The sequence below is a fragment of the Pseudomonas sp. BGA-UO-ETr-WB11 genome, assembly GCF_059567785.1.
The window spans coordinates 509,730-529,161 of the sequence record NZ_JCAQOS010000005.1 but is presented as its reverse complement, the minus strand read 5'-3'; the positions used below and the strand labels follow the sequence as shown (position 1 = coordinate 529,161).

The 19,432-nt window shown below is 60.2% G+C and carries 14 protein-coding genes and 1 pseudogene; all 15 read right to left on the bottom strand.

Annotated elements, in window-relative coordinates:
- Entirely contained in the window at window positions 1-738 is a 738-nt protein-coding gene (gene trbJ / locus AC56DI_RS07825) for a P-type conjugative transfer protein TrbJ (protein WP_496345647.1), read from the bottom strand.
- On the bottom strand, window positions 735-3,185 hold the full coding sequence (gene trbE / locus AC56DI_RS07820) for a conjugal transfer protein TrbE (protein WP_496345646.1): 2,451 nt from the start codon (window positions 3,183-3,185) through the stop codon (window positions 735-737). Before trbE ends, trbJ begins: the two co-directional genes overlap by 4 nt.
- 16 nt (window positions 3,186-3,201) lie before the next feature.
- Window positions 3,202-3,471 carry a VirB3 family type IV secretion system protein gene (locus AC56DI_RS07815; RefSeq protein WP_496345645.1) on the bottom strand — a complete coding sequence of 90 codons (270 nt, stop codon included), beginning with the start codon at window positions 3,469-3,471 and terminating at the stop codon, window positions 3,202-3,204.
- A complete protein-coding gene (locus tag AC56DI_RS07810; protein ID WP_496345644.1) occupies window positions 3,468-3,851 on the bottom strand; it encodes a TrbC/VirB2 family type IV secretion system protein in 384 nt (127 codons plus the stop codon). The genes AC56DI_RS07815 and AC56DI_RS07810 overlap by 4 nt, the downstream gene beginning before the upstream one ends.
- Window positions 3,848-4,876, bottom strand: a complete 1,029-nt coding sequence (gene trbB / locus AC56DI_RS07805; RefSeq protein ID WP_496345643.1) for a P-type conjugative transfer ATPase TrbB — start codon at window positions 4,874-4,876, stop codon at window positions 3,848-3,850. The genes AC56DI_RS07810 and trbB overlap by 4 nt, the downstream gene beginning before the upstream one ends.
- On the bottom strand, window positions 4,873-5,334 hold the full coding sequence (locus tag AC56DI_RS07800) for a CopG family transcriptional regulator (protein WP_496345642.1): 462 nt from the start codon (window positions 5,332-5,334) through the stop codon (window positions 4,873-4,875). Before AC56DI_RS07800 ends, trbB begins: the two co-directional genes overlap by 4 nt.
- Window positions 5,331-7,325 (bottom strand): conjugal transfer protein TraG, encoded by a 1,995-nt coding sequence (locus tag AC56DI_RS07795; RefSeq protein WP_496345827.1) that lies wholly within the window; start codon window positions 7,323-7,325, stop codon window positions 5,331-5,333. Before AC56DI_RS07795 ends, AC56DI_RS07800 begins: the two co-directional genes overlap by 4 nt.
- Before the next feature lie 219 nt (window positions 7,326-7,544).
- Window positions 7,545-7,808: an EexN family lipoprotein gene (locus tag AC56DI_RS07790; RefSeq protein ID WP_496345641.1), complete on the bottom strand. Its 264-nt coding sequence runs from the start codon at window positions 7,806-7,808 to the stop codon at window positions 7,545-7,547.
- A gap of 45 nt (window positions 7,809-7,853) precedes the next feature.
- Window positions 7,854-8,750, bottom strand: a complete 897-nt coding sequence (locus tag AC56DI_RS07785; protein WP_496345640.1) for a LysR family transcriptional regulator — start codon at window positions 8,748-8,750, stop codon at window positions 7,854-7,856.
- Between the two features lie 155 nt (window positions 8,751-8,905).
- Complete coding sequence (locus AC56DI_RS07780) at window positions 8,906-10,285, bottom strand: MFS transporter (protein ID WP_496345639.1); 1,380 nt, start codon at window positions 10,283-10,285, stop codon at window positions 8,906-8,908.
- A 15-nt stretch (window positions 10,286-10,300) separates the two neighbouring features.
- The gene (locus AC56DI_RS07775; RefSeq protein ID WP_496345638.1) at window positions 10,301-12,778 is read right to left on the bottom strand and encodes a LuxR C-terminal-related transcriptional regulator; all 2,478 of its coding nucleotides are present in this window, start codon (window positions 12,776-12,778) and stop codon (window positions 10,301-10,303) included.
- Between the two features lie 22 nt (window positions 12,779-12,800).
- On the bottom strand, window positions 12,801-13,964 hold the full coding sequence (locus AC56DI_RS07770) for a saccharopine dehydrogenase family protein (protein WP_496345637.1): 1,164 nt from the start codon (window positions 13,962-13,964) through the stop codon (window positions 12,801-12,803).
- Window positions 13,965-14,030: 66 nt separating this feature from the next.
- A pseudogene (locus AC56DI_RS07765) lies at window positions 14,031-15,290 on the bottom strand (DUF1329 domain-containing protein); the annotation flags it as partial.
- Window positions 15,291-15,389: 99 nt separating this feature from the next.
- Window positions 15,390-17,207, bottom strand: a complete 1,818-nt coding sequence (locus tag AC56DI_RS07760) for a DUF1302 domain-containing protein (protein WP_496345636.1) — start codon at window positions 17,205-17,207, stop codon at window positions 15,390-15,392.
- A gap of 248 nt (window positions 17,208-17,455) precedes the next feature.
- A complete protein-coding gene (locus AC56DI_RS07755) occupies window positions 17,456-19,429 on the bottom strand; it encodes a DUF3363 domain-containing protein (RefSeq protein ID WP_496345635.1) in 1,974 nt (657 codons plus the stop codon).
- Between the last annotated feature and the right edge of the window lie 3 nt (window positions 19,430-19,432).

Here is a 19,432-nt window from a genome sequence, read left to right as displayed (position 1 = left end):
TCAGTTCCCGTAGAACTGGACAGACTGCGGCGTATACAGCGTGCCTTCGCCCAGGAAACGCCGCCGCACCTCGCGAGCACGCTCGCTGGCCGCCGCCTGTCGCGCCAGCTCCAACGAAGCCGCGCGGTCCTGCGTGAGCTGAAGCTGTTGCGCCTGGATGGACTGCTTGGCCTGCAGGGCCAGCAGCTGGTTGGTCGCCTGCATGGCCTGCAGGGCGCCGGTGGCCGATTGGCTCTGGCCCACCAAATCAGTCAACGCACTTTCATCGTCGCTCAGGTTTCCCGACACCTGCGCCTGCATGCGCATCGCCGTGTGCAGGCCATCGAGCGTGTGCGCCCAGCGCTCGCGGGCATCCCGGTACATTTGGTCGCCGCTGACGGTGGCGGCGTACTCGTCGGGGTACAGCCGGGCGAACTCGCTGTCGAGGTTCTGCACGTCGTAGGCAAGTCCCCGAGCTTCTGCGATCAGTTGCTCGCTCCTGGCCAGCGACGCCCGCAGTCGATTGACGACGTTGAAGTCGAGACTGGCCAAGTTGCGCGCCTGATTGCTGAGCATCTGCGCCTCGTTCTGCAGTTGCTGCACCTGGTTGTTGATCTGCTCCAGCGTGCGGATCGCCGTCAGGGTGTTCTGCATGAGGTTCGCCGGATCGATCACGGTTAATGCAGCCGCAGGCTGCACCACCAGTAACGCTGCGGACATCTGGATGGAGAGAAATAAGGGCAGCGCATGGACTTTCATGGCGAAACCTCCTGAAGTTGAACCGCGCGGGACGACACGACACAGGGTGACGACGGCAGCAGCTCGGCCGCCCAGTCGAGGCCGCGATGGCGCAGCCAGGCAGCGGCGAAGCCGGGCACACCGGCATCGCCCAGCACGCCGTCGATGGCGCGCTGATCCTGGGGCGTCGAGGCACCCGTGAACGCGAGCGTGACCGGCCCCAGGTCGAGGTCGAACAGCCGATTGCCAGCGCGGGACTGGTAGTAGTAATCGCGCTTGGGCTGCGCGGTGGCGACGATCTCGATCTGCCGCCCGCTGAGACCGAAGCCCTCGTAGATCGTGCGTATTTGCGGCTCACTGGCCTGCGGATTGGGCAGGAAGATACGACTGACGCAGCTCTCGATGATCGCCGGGGCGATGGTCGAGTCCTTGATGTCGGCGAGCGACTGCGTGGCGAAGATCACGCTGACGTTCTTCTTGCGCAGCGTCTTGAGCCACTGACGAATGCGCGCGGCGAACACCGGGGCGTCGAGAAACAGCCAGGACTCGTCGAGGATCAACAGCGTCGGCGCGCCGTCGAAGCGTTCCTCTAGGCGCGCGAACAGATAGCCCAACACAGCCAGCACCGCCGCCTTGCTGTGCATCAGCTCCTCCATCTCGAAGCACTGCACGTCAGCCATGCCTAAATAGTCGAGGTCGGAGTCGAGCAGCTTGCCGTGCGCTCCGCCGAGCACGTAGGGTGCCAGCGCCTGGCGCAGTGCATTCGACTGCAGCAGCACCGATAGGCCGGTGAGCGTGCGCTGCTCGACCGGCGCGCCAGCGAGGCTGCCTAGCGCGGACCAGATAGCCGCTCTCTCGTCGGGACCAACGGCAAGGCCCTCGTGCAACAGACGCCCTTCGACCCACTCGGCCGCCCAGCTGCGATAGCCTTCCTGGTCGATGAACGCGAGCGGCTGGAAGGCAATCGCGCCATCGGCGCCCAGGTCGTAATGCTCGCCGCCCAGGCCGAGCACCGTCGCCCGCATGGAGCGGCCCATGTCGAAGGCGAAGATGCGCGAGCCGGGGTAGCGGCGGAACTGCAGCGCCAGTGTGGCGAGCAGGACGGACTTGCCCATGCCGGTCGGGCCGACGACTAGGGTATGCCCAACGTCGCCGAGGTGCGTCACCAGCCGGAACGGTGTCGCACCCTCAGTGCGGGTGACGATCAGCGGCGGCCCGTCGAGGTGTGCGTTACCCTGCGGTCCGGCCCATACCGCCGACACCGGCATCAGGTGCGCGAGGTTCAGCGTCGAGACGATGGGTTGACGCACGTTGGCGTAGGTATTGCCCGGCACCGAGGACAACCACGCCTCCACCGAATTGAGGGTCTCTGGGATGGTCACGAAGCCCCGCCCCTGGATGACGCGCTCCACCCTGCGCAACTTCTCGTCAGCCCTGTCAGCGTCGACATCGAGCACTGTTACGGTCGCGGTAACGAAGCCGAAGGCGACCTGGTCGCTGCCCAGCGCCTGCAAAGCGGCATCAGCATCCGCCGCCTTGTTGCTGGCGTCGGTATCCAGCAGCGGACTTTCCTGCTGGAACAGGGTTTCACGTAGCAGCGCCAGGACGCTCTTGCGCTTGGCGAACCACTGGCGGCGCAGGCGGCCGAGCTCCTTTTCTGCCTCGGCCTTGTCCAGGCACAGAAAACGCGTGCTCCAGCGGTAGGCAAAGCCCAACCGGTTGAGATCGTCCAGAATTCCCGGCCAGGTCGAGGTTGGGAAACCGCGCACCGTCACCACGCGCAGGTGCGCATCGCCCAACATCGGCGCCAAGCCACCGAGCAGCGGCATGTCAGCCAGTAGCGTATCGAGGTGGAACGGCACATCCGGAACCTCGACGTCATAGTGCCTAGTCGAAACAGTCGCATGAAGGTAGCTCAGCGTTTCGCCGTCGCCGAGCCAGTCGATCTCCGGCATCACGCCGTCAAACAGATCGAAGATGCGCCCGGTCTCCGCGACGAAGGCCGCCAGGCGCTCGCGCCAGTCCACGCCGGCCGTCGGGGAGTTCTCGTAGAACAGCTTCGCCGCGCGAGCGCGCGACTCTTCTGGCGGCAGGTATTGCAGCGTGAGATGGTAGCCACTCTCGAAGTGGTGGCCAGACTCCTCGAACGTTGCTCGCCGCTCCTCGTCCACCAGCCACGACAGTGGCTCGGGAAAGTCCGAGTGTGGGTAACCCGCCGCCGCCCGGCGCTCAGCCTCGACGAACAACGCCCAACCAGCGCCGAGGCGACGCAGCGCGTTGTTCAGCCGTGCAGTGATGGCCACCAACTCACCTTGCGTCGCACTATCGAGGTCAGGACCCCGAAAACGCGCGGTGCGCTGGAACGAACCGTCTTTGTTCAGCACCACACCCGGCGCAACCAGACCGGCCCATGGCAGCCAGTCGGCAAGCAAGGCCGGTCGCAAGCGGTATTCGGCTAGGTTCAGCATCGCGGCGCTCTCCCCGTCAAATGTCCAACAGCGGCTTGTGCTTGAGGTGCCTGGCAAACACCTGCATGAACTGCGGATCGACGCGCGCACCCCATACCGCAAGCGCATGCCCGACCAACCACAGCACCAGGCCCGGAAGCCAGAGTTGCAGGCCCAGCCCAACGGCGGCGGCCAACGTGCCGTTGGCAATGGCCACGGTGCGCGGCGCGCCGCCCAGCAGAATCGGTTCAGTCAGCGAGCGGTGCAGCGGCACCTCGAAGCCCGGCAGGTCGCTGGTCGTGCTCATACGACTGCCCCGCCGGAGAAGCTGAAGAACGATAGGAAGAACGAGGACGCCGCGAAGGCGATGCTCAAGCCGAACACGATCTGGATCAGCTTGCGAAAGCCACCCGAGGTGTCGCCGAATGCCAGCGCCAGGCCTGTGGAGATGATGATAATGACGGCCACGATGCGCGCGACCGGCCCCTGGATCGATTCGAGGATGGATTCGAGCGGGCCTTCCCAAGGCATCGAGGAGCCAGCGGCCCTCGCCGTGCCGGCCGTCATCAGCATGACGACGGCCAGCTGCAGGCCATGCTGTGCAACCGTGACCAGGCGGCGCAGGTATGCGAGGCACGTGGCCGGATTTACGGAAAAACGGGAAACAGGGACATGTGTCTGCGTCATGGCAGTTCTCCAGGCGTGGTCGGGGACAGGAAAAATGGCGTGATCTGATCGGCAAGCGACTCTCCCAGCACATCCACCAGGTGGTAGCCGGCATCGTCGAAGCCGGTCACGCGAGCGATGCTCTCGATACGACGCAGGCGGCCTCGGCCGGCGATGAAGATCACCACGTTGATCGCCTCGGCGATCAACGCACGCGGCGGATTCACGGCCACTTCGAGCACCAGTTGTTCCAAGCGCAGCAGTGCACCCAGGGCGGAGCCGGCATGGATGGTGGCTATGCCGCCCGGGTGGCCGGTGCCCCAGACCTTGATGAGATCCAGCGCCTCGCCGCCGCGCACCTCGCCAACGACCACGCGGTCGGGGCGCAGCCGCATAGTGGCGCGCACCAGCTCACGCATGGACACCACGCCCGCACGCGTGCGCAGCGGCACGTGGTCGCGCGCGGCGCATTGCAGCTCGATGGTGTCTTCGAGCACCAGCACGCGGTCGCCGGTGACGGTGATCTCCGCGAGCAAGGCATTGGCGAGCGTGGTCTTGCCGGTGCTGGTGCCGCCGGCGATCAGGATGTTCTGCCGCTCACGCACCGCGCCACACAGGAACTCCGCCTGCGCGGCGGTCATCACCCCGTCGGCCACGTAGCGCTCCAATGGAATGACACCCACGGCGCGCTTGCGCAGGGCAAAAGCCGGGCCGGGTGCCGCCGGCGGCAGAATGCCCTCGAAGCGCTCACCGGTTTCCGGCAGCTCGGCGCTCAGCAGCGGCTGGCCACGATGCACCTCCGCGCCAACATGTGCGGCGACTAGACGAATGATGCGTTCGCCGTCCGCCTCGGACAGCTCCGCACCCAGGGGCGCACGCCCCGACGACAGGCGATCCACCCACAGCGTCCGGTCAGGGTTGAGCATGATTTCCACCACATCCGGATCTTCAAGCGCGGCGGCAATAATCGGCCCCATCGCCGTGCGCAGCATGCGGATGCGCCGATCCAGCGAGGTCGCGCTGAAGGATTGCGGCGCGGCGCTCATGAAACACGCTCCCGCGCTTCGTCCAGCGCGGCTTCACCCATGTGCGGATTGTCCGGATGCAGCTCCTCCACTACATCGCGCACCAGGCTGCGGCCTCGCAGCAAGTGGCGACCGAGCTGCTCGACGAACTGCTCGAAACGTGCCTTGCCTTGGGCCTTGGCCGCCTCTTGATGCGCCTCGGGCACCGGTGTGCTGACGGTCAGGAAGTAGCGCACGAACAACGCCAGCGTCTCGATCTCGATGGTCTGGTCGCGCTCCAGGCGCTCGAATTGCCGCGATAGGCGATCCAGCCGCTTGGCGATGGCGGCCTCGCGCTGGTCGCCTGCCTCCGGCGACAGCCAGGACGCCAGGGCCGCCGCGACGATGGAAGACTTGGACACGCCCTTCTTGGCGGCCAGCTCATCCAGGCGGCGGGCATGTTCGGGCTGGATAAACAGATTGAGGCGGTACTGGCTCATAACTGGATTCCGTCGTCGAGATCGAGGGACACCAGCCGAGCGACACGCTGCATGGCTGGATTGAGCTGACGAGGGAGAACGGGCGGCAGATCGTCGTCATCGAGCAGTGCCAAGTCGCTGTAGGCAGGTTCCTGCTCCGGGTTGTAGGCGACGGTCTCGGACAGTTCGGGCTGACGGCGTGGTCCACTCTCGTCGGCGATGGAAGTCGAGTCATCGCCGAGCCCTGGGGCCATTGGCGCTACCGGAACAGTCAAACCACTCCAGTCATCCGTACGCGCTGGTGGTGCGTCGGCATAGCTCCCGGCTGCGAGAGTCGGCGGAGACAGAACACGCCGTTTGAAGTTGGCATCTCTGTAGTAGCGCAACTTCCTGGCCCGGATCGGTGCGACGCTGGACACCATCACCACGGCCTCTTCGGGCGGCAGCTGCATCACCTCGCCCGGCGTCAGCAGCGGCCGCGCCGTCTCCTGGCGCGACACCATCAGGTGCCCCAGCCACGGCGCAAGCCGGTGCCCCGCGTAATTGCGCTGTGCGCGCAGTTCCGTCGCGGTGCCCAACGTTTCGGAAATGCGCTTGGCCGTGCGTTCATCGTTGGTGGCGAAGGTCACGCGCACATGGCAGTTGTCGAGGATGGAATGGTTCTGCCCGTAGGCCTTGTCGATCTGGTTGAGCGACTGCGAGATGAGGAATGCACGCAAGCCATAGCCAGCCATGAACGCCAGCGCCGACTCGAAGAAGTCCAAACGGCCCAGCGCGGGAAACTCGTCGAGCATCAACAGCAATGTGTGCCGCCGCTCTACCCCATCGCTGCCGTCAAGCGATTCGGTCAGGCGTCGGCCGATCTGGTTGAGGATCAGGCGGATCAGCGGCTTGGTACGACTGATATCCGAGGGCGGCACCACCAGGTACAGAGACACCGGATGCGCGGCGGCGATCAGGTCGGCGATACGCCAGTCGCAGCGCGAGGTGACGTGAGCCACCGTGGGGTCGCGGTACAGTCCCAGGAACGACATGGCGGTGCTCAACACACCCGAGCGCTCGTTCTCGCTCTTGTTCAGCACTTCGCGGGCGGCGGATGCCACCACCGGATGCGTTCCGTCGCCCAGGTGCCGCGTCGTCATCATCCGGTGCAACGTCACCTCGAACGGACATTCCGGGTCGCTCAGGAAGTTGGCGACACCACGCAACGTCTTGTCCTCGCCGGCGTAGAGCACGTGCAGGATGGCGCCGACCAGTAGTGCGTGCGAGGTCTTCTCCCAATGGGTGCGACGCTCCAGCGCCCCCTCCGGGTCGACCAGGATGTCAGCGATGTTCTGCACATCGCGCACCTCGTGGTCGCCCCGACGCACTTCCAACAATGGGTTGTAGGCGGCCGACTTTACATCGGTGGGGTTGAACAGCAGGCAGTGCGAGAAGCGCGAGCGCCAGCCGGCGGTGAGATTCCAGTTCTCGCCCTTGATGTCGTGGATGACGGCCGAGGCCGGCCAGCTGAGCAGCGTGGGAACCACCAGGCCGACACCCTTGCCCGAGCGAGTCGGCGCAAAGGCCAGGACATGCTCAGGCCCGTCGTGGCGCAGGTACTGGTCGTCATGCAGCCCTAGGAATACACCTGCGGCACAATCCAGCCGCGCCTTACGGATGTCGTCGATCTGGGCCCAACGCGCCGACCCATAGGTAGTGACCAGGCGCGACTGACGCGCCCGCCAGACCGACATGGCGATGGCGACGCCCGTGGCCACCAGGCCGCTGGCGGCGGCAATGGCGCCACCGGTATCGAAAACTTGCGGTGCATAGGCACCGAAGAAGAACCACCAGTCGAACAGCCGCCAGGGGTGATAAATCGGCGTACCGAAGCAGTCGAACCAGGGCGAACCCAGGCGTACCTGATAGCCCAGGGCGGCGGCTGTCCATTGTGTGGCAGTCCACACACCGACGATCACGATGCCGAATACGGCGGTGACCTGTCCGAACAGCACGTTCGTCCCTTGCATTTTTCGGCTCCCGATTTCTCCCGTGAAAGCAGCAAAAATGCTGGCTGCACGGTCGAGATTCGGTGCCGGGGCAGTGCCGGTCAAAGACCTTTATCGGGACAAAACTGGACTGGAGCGCATCAATTCATACGAGAGCAAATGGCGAGAAACCACAGCACGAACGAGCGTATTGCGGCGTATAAAGCGAACCAGTGAAGGATTCGCGTAGATCGCCCACGATCAGAACTTGGGCGGTTCTTTCGGCGGTGTATAGGGCACTTCCCCATCGCCATAGAAGCGCTTGCGCGTAGCCTCGGCGACACGATTGCACAGCTTGTCACCCAGCTTGGCACGTTCCAGCTTGCACTGCTGGCGTAGCGCCTTCAGCCGCACGGGATCGGCCGCGATTTCATCAACCGTGGGTAACGCCGAGGGCGACGGTGTTTCAGCCTGACCACAGGCGGTGAGTGCCAGGACACATAGAATCGGCATGATCTTCTGCATGGCGCAATTTCCTCCCAAGGTATCGGTATGGCTGGATACCATGGCCTAGGCGTTCTCCGCTGACTCGATGGCTTGTACCCGTTCAATGAAACGCGCCAACGTCACCGATGGTTCGCGTGTCGAGCGCAACAGGTAGGTGGTAAGCACCGGACAACACCCTGCCAGAGAACGGCCAACAATCCCTGACTCTCGGCAGGCTGCGATGTTCGACTCGCCCGTCAACCCCAGGGCAAAACCTGCAGCCACAAGCGCCATCATCAAGTCGCAAGAGACCACCAGCTCTGCCACCAGTGGCTCAGTTCCAGTTTGGCGCAGAAAACGCTCGACCTGGCGCGCGTGGCCTTCACAAGCCTGCGGGTCACACAATACCAGCGGATATCGGAGCAGCTCATCCACCGGAATACGCTTGTGGGACAGGATCGGATGGCGCGCCGGCACAGCCACCATCAAGGGATCACTCCAGGCCTGAGTGGCGACGATGCCATCTCCGACCTCATCCGACTGGGCAAATCCAGCGTCATAAAGATCGTCGTGCAGTCCCTTGATCTGCTGAGCCAACGACACTTCAAACAAGCGGATCTCGACATCCGGCTCCTCTTGCCGACATAGCGCCAGAAACGAAGAGAAGCGCGACGGAGAGATCCCGTCCGAAAGTGCCATTCGCAGTTGACCGCGGAATCCATTGGCAGCGGCTTTTACACTGTCGCGAGCCTGTTGCAGAACGGTGAACACACGCGGCACATGCTCCAGAAACAGTCGTCCGGCATGCGTGAGCTTTGTGCTCCGAGTTGTCCGCACGAAAAGCTGTATTCCCAGCTCTTCTTCAAGCTCCTTGATCGCACGTGACAAGGGCGACTGCTCGATGTGCAAACGCTCAGCAGCCCGTGCGAAGTGCAGCTCCTCGGCCACAGCAAGGAAGCAGCGAAGATGTCGGAATTCCATTTCTCACTCTTCTCCTTTGGCACGCGAATCGATAGTCACTCACTGTGACTTTTATACGCTCAGCCAAATATGACGATCACTGTCACCCCATTCGACATTTATACAAAAGGGTTAAAGTCCGACCGGTATCGCAATCAAGCTGCACCCCAAACTTTTTAAATACTTCCAGATGTCAATTCCGTGCGTTGCTGTGTCTTGCGCGGCGGTTGGTTAGGCACACTTTGCCTTGACATGGCTTTTGCGGAACAAAGCAAAGCAGGTATCGAGAGCAGGCAAATTAATGCAGGCACTACCGTGGCCATCAGCAGCACGCTGTGCAGTGCAGTTTCGCTCTGCTCCAACACCTGAGTTCCCGCCCCCTGCTGAAATCCGGCCAGTTGCAGAACCAGGCCACTAAGCCCTGCACCTATAGCCAAGCCGACTTTCTCACCCCAGATCCACAGCCCAGTGAAGGAGCCCTCCTCGGCGATCCCCGTTCGTGCGCGCTGCAGGGCGATGATGTCGGGGACGATGGCAAAGCAGAACAGCTGCTGACCGGCGTTGGCTATACCGAACAGAGCAATGGCAACTCCTAAGCCTACGGAGCCGTACAAAATCAACCAAAGAGAGGCCGTAGCTATTGCGTAAAATACCGTGGCGACAACAAAAGCTCGGTGCTTGCCTATGCGCCGCGACAGCCACGCCCAACACCACGTGGTAGCGACGGTGAGCAGGGCCATACCGGCGAAGATACTTGGAATAGTGCCTTCTTTATTACCCAGCCAGTACTTGTCATAGAACGGCAACATGGCAGTACAGACGCTCACAGATATCATCTGCACCATAAAACACAACCACAACCAGGTGAACGCTCTGTTGCGAAAAGGAGCCAGTATGTTCCTCGGTGGATGCGCGACGGGACGATGCACGGGAATACCGCCGGTACCGAACACCGCGCTGGCCATGCCGGCAAAAGCGATCAACCCAACCAATATGCCCATTTGCGCATACCCCTTCTCACCACCTCCGGATGCACTCACCAACCAAGGCGCGAGACTGCCCGCCAAAACGAAGCCAACAGCAAGCAGTCCACTGCGCCAGGCAGCCAACTTAGTGCGCACATGGGGATCATCGGTGACTTCGGTCAGCAGCGTGGCGTAGGGCACAGTGAAGAGCGAGTAGGCGGTGGATGTGAGGGTGTAAAAACCAATCACCCAAGCCAATGAGTAGTGCCATTCAGTAAAGCTCGGCGGAGCAAACATCAAGGCAAAGGCCGCAAGAAACATCAGGCTGCCGAGAGCCATAAGCGGGCGGCGGCGACCCCAACGGGTGTGCAGACGGTCTGACCAGCGACCGATCAGCGGATCACTGATCAACTCCCAGAGTTTTGGAATCAGCAGCCCGCCACCGGCCATGCCAGCCGGAATACCGAGCGTTTCGGTCATGAAAAAAAGCAGCAACACTTGCGGCGTGAGGATAAAAATTGCTGGGCCGAAGCTGCCCAGACCGTAGGCAGGCGCGAAGTACCGCGATGGCAGACTTGGGGTGCTAGGCATAGTGCTTCCTTAGCGTCACAGCAGGAGACCAAGAGCCTTGGCACGAGCAACGGCCATGGTTCGGTTACTGACTTTCAGCTTAGAGTTGATGTGTTTGGCGTGGGTTTTCACGGTATGCGGAGAGATCGAAAGTACGTTGGCAATTTCACCATTGGGATACCCCTTGGCGATCAGGCTGAGGACGGCTAATTCACGCTGGCTTAGCAGCTCGAGTGGTGCTGACGGACAATCGCCTACAAGCTCTAGCGTAGAACTGCGATCACTATCGAGAAGAAGCGCACCCTCCGTTTGGCTGTTATTGAGCAGATTATGCTGGCCCTGACGCAGTGCCATGGCAGTGGCTGAGGCCAACAGGCGCTCAGCTTGTGTTAGGTCACCACGCAAGCGGCGGACTTCGCCTAGGGCGTAAAGGGCCTGACAAACAACGATGTCGAAAGCATTACCCTCGGCCCGCTCTAACACCGCGTCGAGTAGATTGCCTGCTTGGACGAGGTCACCCTTAGAGCACAGAGCTTCAGCTTGGAGTAAGCCCATCAAGGCATGCAGCTCAGGGAAAGAACTAGGCGGAGAAAGGGCCAGTTCGCCGTCATATTGCTCGCGCAACCGCGACAGTAATTGACTAGCCGAACTCTGGTGCTGGTTACGCAACCATATTCGGGCCGTACTCAGTGTGAGTACGCTACGATAGAGCACTTCGGCAACGCCCCAGGAATGCATAAGCCGTTGCACATTGGCGAGCCGCTGTTGCGCCGCAGCAAAACGCCCATTATTTGCTTCTAGCTGGGCAAGCAATGCATGCGCGTAAAGGCTAACCGGACTGCGGCACGCCTGAGTCAGCAGCAAACCCGCCTCCAAAGAGGCTCGCGCTTGACGCTCTTGGCCAGTGAGTATCAACAACCAACCACGACGAATCGACTTGCCGCCTTGTAGTAATGCAGAACCAGAAGTCTGCGGCAGCAACATCGCGACCTGATCAAGCGCTCGTAGAGCTTTAGGCAGATTGCCGGCCAGCTCCTCAATTTGCGCATGATCGAGCGTCAGCAAGCACTCAAAGAGTACCTCGCCTTTACGCCGAGACAACTCAATGCCCTGTTGCTGTAAATGCTTCGCCGTAGTGATGTCGCCCAAGGCCAAACTGGCGCGAGTCAGGCAGGACAGGCAGAGAATCATCTGCGGCCATAAGCCGTCTCGGGCAAGCCCATCAAGGGAGCGAAAGCCGAACTCAAGGGCTTTTTTAGCCTGTCCCTGGTGCAGGTAAAGCTCGGCGCTCAGGGCCAAAAATAGGTCGCTATTCTGCTCTGCAATCAGTTGCATCGCGGCTTCGGCCGGCTCTAAGCGGCCACCCAACAGTAGCGCTCTGGTAACAACTTCCAAGGCCTGGTGGTGCTGTTCAATCCAGGTAAGGCCGAGTTTGTCGATGCCCTCCAGCAGATAACTCAAATTCTGCCCCGCGTACAGCTCCCGCAGGGCGATCTGCCCCACTGAAATCAGCGCACGTGAAGTGTCCGGAATCGCCATCGCATAACGAAAGGCTTCTATGTGCGCACCCGCCAGGTGCAGCCAGATACTGGCTGCGAGCAAGGGCGCTGCTTGGTCTGGATAACGCTCCTGCAAGATGCGCTTGAGTGGCGTAAACAGCGTGAAGCGATCCTCAGAACCTGGCAGACAATGCAAGAAGCTTTGTTGCTCAAGTAGCTGGCGCAGAGCTAGGGGATCGTCTGCAAGAAACGCGCAGAGCGGACCATCGACAAACGGCGCGTGGGCAATAATACACAGCAAAGACCGCATTTTCGGTGACAGCCCTTCAAGCACCTCAATGTCTAGATAGTCCTGTATGTGCGAATTGCGATGGAGCATGCCATTGGCGCGAAAGCCTGCCGTCTGCAGAGACATTAAATGCAAGCGTATGCCAGCTACCCAGCCGTCACTCTGCTGCTGCAGATCGGTAACGGAGATACTCCGCCCCATGTTTAGCCGAGAAAGAAGTAGCTCCGTTTCGCTATAGCTTAGCGCCAGAGCTTCACCATCCAACAGAAGCAGCTCACCACTCAGTAACCAGCGACCGATCCGCCACGCCGGTCGACGGCGCGTGCAGATCAGCCACTGCAGCGAAGAAGAGCACTGGCTGATCTGTCGTTCAAGCCACTTATCCGCGGCCTCTTCAGCGCAGTAGCCATCCAACACAATCAGGCAATCTGATAGTTTTCTAAGGGCTTCTTCAACTGCAAAAAAAGATGGGCTGGCAAGATTAAGTAACCCAGTAAGCCCAGCACAGAGTTGCTCAAGGCCACCTTCGGCGTTGTGCAGGTCAAGCCACAGCGCTCGAGGATGGTGAGAATGCTCGCTAAACTGCCGAGCCAGTTCAGTCTTACCAAACCCAGCCGGGGCATGCAGGAGGCGAATGCGCCGGCAATGCTCTGGTTCTAATCTTTCCAGCAGACGGCTACGCACGATCAGGCCTGGTTGTTTCGGCACCTCGCTTGGCATGATCATTGTGACGTTCCTCTTGCCGGGGTTAATTGGCGAATGTAACGCTCAATCCGCAATCTTTGCCTTCGGCAAAACCATTCAATAGCGCAAAGAAAGCATCAGCATCAACTGCCTGCTCAGGAGAGAATACGCCAGGCCCCTTAATAGCTCCCTGCTGCAATAAAGGCAGGAAAAGCGCATGAGGAATCCCAGTCACCGAGTTCATGCCATTGCCTGGCACACGCTGCAAACGCGCACCCGCACGGGCTGGCCGGCCATCTTTTAGCCCCGCGGCATAAGCCAGAATGCCCGGCGCATCGACAGCTTCATTTTCTTGCAAACGTTCACGACGCTTCTCACGGCCACCGTCGCTGGTCAACACGGCCGCCGCTTGTTCCAGGCTCATGGCGCCAGCACGCACCTGATCCGCCAGCTGGTGCAAATCGTCGATGATGCTATCGACACCCAACATGCCGTTCAGGCAATTGCGCAATTCCGAAAAATGCCGCGGAAAGGTTACCGCCTCCGGGTGGCCAATAGACCAAATGGAAAGCTCTCCGTAGCCTGGATAATCAATCTGGCAGTGCTCCAGAGGCAGGCGCTCTTCTAACGCGCCATTGCGTACCAGGGGGATTTTCTCGGTTAGGCAATGCACCAAATGCACCGCTGCAGCATCGGTATTGGCTTCGGCCTCATCGAAGAAACCGTCGTCTTCATTGTTAGCGTTAGATAGCCGCCAAGCTGAGTAAAGCTCGTGTACTACATCTAATTGCTCGGCGGCCTTGACCGCTAACAGATTGGCAATGCCAGGGCTGGCACCAAGCCCGATGATTGCCGTGACGCCTTTTTGCTTGGCCACTTCATGCAGCGCAAGCATATCCAGAGTCGGCTCCCAGTCGTCGCATATATCGCAGTAATGTTTTCCTTCGGCGATGGCTGCGCGTAGCACGGGGAGGCCGAAACGGAAGAACGGGCCAGACGAGTTGAGCACCACATCGCACTGGCTGATAGCCTGACGCAGACTGTCTTCGTCTGTGATGTCTAAATGAATCGAGCGGATACGTGGATCATTCAGTGACTGAGCGAAACGGGCCGCCCGGTCGTGGTCGATACCGGCAAGGATGATCTCTTCGACAAACGCAAACCCCAGCGCGGTGCGCGCAGTGGTTCTGCCCATGCCGCCGCCGCCACCGATGGACAATACTTTCATTAAATTCACCTGCTAAGTTGCAATTGGCTGGCTGGGCACGCTGGCCCAGCCGACGTTAATCTAGGTTTAGCGAACGCCACTTTTGCGCAGCGCCGCAGGCGTGTAGTCACTCATCTGGACTTTGAAGCCATATTCAAAACTTCTTTTTTCCTCGTTCTTCATGCCGAGGGCCAAATAACGCCCCGCCTCCAGGTCGTACAATGCCTCCAGCGTGTAACCCATGACTTGATGGTCAAAGTACTGCTGGGCATGCCCCTCACCAACGCGCCACAACTTACCGCGGCCGTCGTAGTGGTCGGCTAGAGCAATCTGCCAGCTGTCTTCATCTACATAAAAAATGCGCTTGGCGTAGATATTGCGCTCACCCTCTTTAAGGGTGGCCTCCACAACCCAAACCCGGTGCAGTTCATAGCGGGTCAGATCCTGGTTGATGTGCCCTGCTTTGATAATTTGCTCGTATTTAAGTTTTGGTGAATCCAGCTCATAGCTGTTGTAGGGAATGTATACCTCGCGTTTGCCCAGTAACTTCCAGTTGTAACGATCCATGGCGCCGCCGAACATGTCGAAATTGTCGGTTGTGCGCAGACCATCTGAGGCAGTACCTGGGCCGTCATAGGCAACCTGTGGCGCGCGACGCACACGGCGCTGGCCCGCGTTGTAGATCCAGGCCAAGCGCGGCTCCTTCAACTGATCGAGAGTCTCGTAAACCAGCAACACGTTCCCAGCCAAACGCGCAGGCGCCGTGACTCTCTGCTTGAACAGCTGCAGCAGGTTTTGTGCACGTGCAGGCTCAATTCCTTCGACCTGTGAGGGCTCGACAATTTCCTCTTCGAAATGCACCGTCGTGAAGTCACCATTCACTTGAGGAGTGACTTGAGTAATCCAGCGCCGAAAGTTACCGCCGTGATAACGCGCCTCATGGTTCCAAATGACTTCGGTGCCGGTTTTAGGCAACGGGAATGGGTAATAGCTGGTGGTGAAGTTTTCGATGCTCAAGCCATTCGCGCTGAGCTTGGTGGCCTTAGCATTGATCGCCGCAGCGTCGTAAAGGCGCTGTGGCAAGGCGAGCGTGCGGTGAGTTGGGTAAACCGGCAGATGATAAGTTGTCGGATAACGACGCAGCATCGCCAACTGCCCATCACTGAGGTGCTCACGGTACTGCTCGGCATTCTCTGCGGTGATCACAAACAACGGCTTTTCTCCGGCAAAGGGATTGGCTAGAAAACCCTTGCTGTCGACGCTTGCCGCATCCGTTGCCAACCCGCCGGTCCAGGCTGGAATAGTGCCTTCTTTATTGCCCGCTGCTTCAGCGCCCATGGGCGTGAGACCGGCAAAGTCAGCCGCGACCACCGGCAGGTTGAAACAACCCGCAGCCAGGCAGGCGGCAGGTAACCATAAATGCTTTTTCATGGCGTTTTCCTTGAATTAGAAACTGGCACTGACACTGGCGGCGATATAGTCCCGGTCAGTGGTCGGGTTGTATTCACCACCGAAGAAGTCGGTGTATGAGAGCGAGGCGCTATAGCGATTCTGGTAACTGGCGTTAAGTGCTAAATACACAGACTTGGCGCCCTCATTAAAGTTGGGGCCATAGCCATCGACATCGTGCGACCAGGCAACCTCGGGGGTAAGGTTGACCCCTGCGAAGACGTTGCTGTATTCAAGGTTGGTGGCTAGGCGGTAACCCCAAGAGCCACCGGTATAGAAGCCGTGCCCATTACAGTTGCCAGGGTTATCAGTGTTCAGCAGCCCCTCACACACCCCCGGAACGCCAACCTCGCCGTAACCATAGATAGAGTCGCGACCAAAACGCAGTTCTCCAGGCCCGCTCTTCAATCCGTTGATGCGGTTGTAAGCCACCTCTCCCATGAGCGTCATGCGATCCGCGCCAGCAATCTGATCAATAAAGTGGATAGCCGACATTTGCACCTGAGTAACGGGCATACGCTTGTATCCGGCCATGTATGCGCCTGGCTGCAAAGGCCCACCCTGAATGATTTCAGGACTGATTGACTGCCCCAGCCCACCCCATGCCGGCGGTAGGTTGGTGACAGAGTCCAGACCAAGGGCTGCGTAGGTTAGATCAGTGCTATTGAGCTGTAGCGGCATGTTCGGCCGATAGCTCAGCTCGCCGCTGACCGAGGTTGTGCCCAAGGTGGTCTGAAAGCTCAGACCATACAGTCGCATGTCCTCGGGGTATTCGATGAGATAGCCAGCGTTTGGCGCGTTACCGACAATATTGGGATCAAAGCTCGGATCAGTCGCATCGAGAACCGTACTGCTGCTCATGCTGTAAACGGGCAGCCGGCTATGCAGATTCATAGTGTAAAAGCCAATTTCGGTATCGTTCAGCTCAGGAACAAACCAGCGCAGAGCCGCCCCATACTGCCCACCGTCGCGAGCATCACGATCCTTCAAACGCGGCACCAATAAATTGCCAGCATTATTACGGTTGTAGTCACTGCCATAAATTACGTTACGGTCATTGCAACCATCGGCAGCCACGTCAGTACCCGAGAAGAATGTGCCGCAGTTATCCACAACTGTTTTGGCCCACTGCAGTTGGTAGAACGTCTCTACTGACAGGTTATCGGCCAGGTCTTGGCTGACATAGAACATATTGACCGGGATCAGCCCCTCTTTGATCTCGGCACCAGGACGTCGAAAAGCGGCAACATCAATCGGGTTTATCTGGTTGACGCCGCGAATAAATAAGTTCTCTCCCCAGCTAACAACCTGCTTACCCAAACGCACATTGCCCGACAGATCATTTATCTGGTAACCGGTGTATACAAAGGCATCGAGGAACTCCGCACCGGATGCCTTGGCGCTGCGATTGCGACCATGATCATCAATGTCATAGAGTTGCTGCTCGCCGTCCTTGAGTTCAAAGTCGTACCAGTACTTACCACGCAGGAAAACACCCGAATCACCATACTTCAGCTCTAGGTCGTGTACACCTTTAAAGGTGTTGGAAATAACGTCCCCTTTCTTGAAGTTCAACCTGCCATCGTCGGATGACAAGGTCGAAGCTTTGCCACCGTTGCCAACACCTACGAAGTCCCGATCCGGATCGCGCACAGCCCAACTGGTACCCATCGACAAGTTGCTGTCGAAGCTGCCCTGAATCTCCCCTAGGTCAAAGTTCGCCGCCTGAGCGTGGGGCGCCAGAATCATTGCTACTGAAAGTAGTGGCAGCAATGCGGGCTGCCGTGCCTTGGCCTTTTTTGTTTTTAGTGTCATAGCTCCTCCCATGAAGGGGGCATCCCTTCGGAGGAGTCAGATTCGCAGTGCAGGCATCACCCGGGAATGACTCTTAGAGGGTATTCAGCAATACCCCCCCAACCCTGAGTCGCAGTCAGCCTGCATTGAGCTGGATGACAGCATTCGAATTACCCGCAGATGGTGCTGAAGCAAATTCGGCCACAACAGCAACTCCAGCATGATCCAGTTCATATCTGCCCTAAAGATTTCAGGTCAGCTCAGTACAACTACCTATTCATGGAGCGACTCACATCCCAGGCTGCTCCCTTCCCGCTGATTGTGGCGAAAACTGATCGGCCTAAGTAGCGCTCTACAGTTGGGGTCCAGGGAACCAGACTGAAACTCACACCATCCTCGATCAGAGCAAATCGCCCGCTAGAGAGTGCGAGGCTGCGCTGGTAGATACCGGCCACACGCTGGCCATCGAGTACCGGCCGATGCTCCAACCCAGTCTCGGCGGCGATATCCTTAGCCGCCTGCACCAGCTCTCGATTGCGCAGCGTCGCCAGTAGGTTTCGCGCCAGGATCACACGCTGGCCTTGCTTCTCCGCCAGCCCTTGTTCAACTAGAAAATCGGCACGCTGCTGCATGGCCTTCCTCACCTCACCAGCAAATCCAAGGTCACCCAATCCTCGCCCACCGCCTATCAGTTGCTGGTCCAGCCAGGTGGCACCGATCACACAGGCCTGCCGCTCAATCGGCAGGTGTGACTTCAGCTCCACGGACACGCCACCCAGGCGCTGCGCATCGTACTGACGGCCGCGCTCGGGCAGGTCGCCAGGTACCTTCCATAGTCCTTCAGCCACACGTTCCACGATGCCGGCACGCCGCAGGGCTTCCAGCCGACGGACGTGAGCCGCAACGACTTCCTGTGGGTCACGACCATCCTTGGCCTGACCCTGGGCAATCGCCAAGTGATGATCTGCGCGGTACAGACCATCGCTTGCCAGCTCGGTGATGTTGCGGTCGGCCGCGCGTATCTCGGCCGAGCCGCGCACCTCCACCACTGATCCTACGGGGTAGTTCGCCAGTTCATCGAGGGAATTGAGTGAAACGTAATGAGCCTTGCCGTCGACCCCATCAATGACCAGGTAAGCCCGGTCACGCAGCTCGTCGGCCAGTCCCATGGCGGCCACTCGTCCGATCACAGCGCGCGCCACCTCCCCCGGTTCAAACACGGCCAGCTCACGCGACCAGCCACTCATAGCGCGCTGTAGGGTGCGGATGATGTCACCCCGCTCGCCCAGCGCACGCAAGGTCTTCTCCGCATCGTCCTGAACGGTCCAGGTGCCGGGCCGGACCTCGTCGGCCAAACCCATGCGCTGCAAACGTTGCAGACGGCCAATCAGCAACTGGCGTTGGCGCTGCAGCCGCGGTTCGTTGAGGCGTTCGATCTGCAGCAGTCCATCACGCCCAGCTTCGCGCCGCAGGGTGCGATCTAGGCTCGTCCAGCGCTCCTGCTCCACCTCGCGCTGGAGGGTCTGCTGGATCTCCAGTTCGGTGTGCGGCCCCAACCATTCGGTGGCGAGCTCCGCGGCCCGGTGACGGAAGCCATGGGCGATGTAGTCGCTGGCGATGATGAGGTCTTTGCCGGTGTCGTCGCGCCCACGCAGGACAATGTGGGTATGCGGGTTGTCGGTATTCCAATGATCCACCGCTACCCAGTCCAACCGTGTACCCAGGTCAGCCTCCATGCGGCTCATCAGGTGCCGGGCGTAGGTGCGCAAGTCGTCCAGCTCGGCACCGTCCTCAGGTGCGACGATGAAGCGGAAATGATGTCGATCGTCAGTGCAGCGTTCCCTGAATGCACCGAGGTCGGCATCGTCCGCCTGCGGCCCGTAGGCCCTACCCGGCTCCCCATCGCGGCCGGCACCATCGCGCTCGATGTAGCGCAGGTGCTTGGCCAGCGATTGCGGGCTGGCCTGGCGCTGGTTGACCAGCAGCGTCTTGATGGTCACCCGACGCGAGAGTGGCGTAAGCGAGGCGCCCGCGAAACACGCCGCCGTATGCCCGCGCCCTAGGCGCGAGCCAGGCCGCTGACCGGTATGTTGTCCCTTGCCACCGGACAGTGCCGGCCGCCGCACAGCCGACTTGCCGCCGGCCTTGCCGACCTGCTTGAGCACCTTGGACACGAAGCCCTGATCGCGGCCCTTCGGCGCGCTGGGGCGCACTCGGAAATCATCATCGCGTCGGTCGGTCATGGC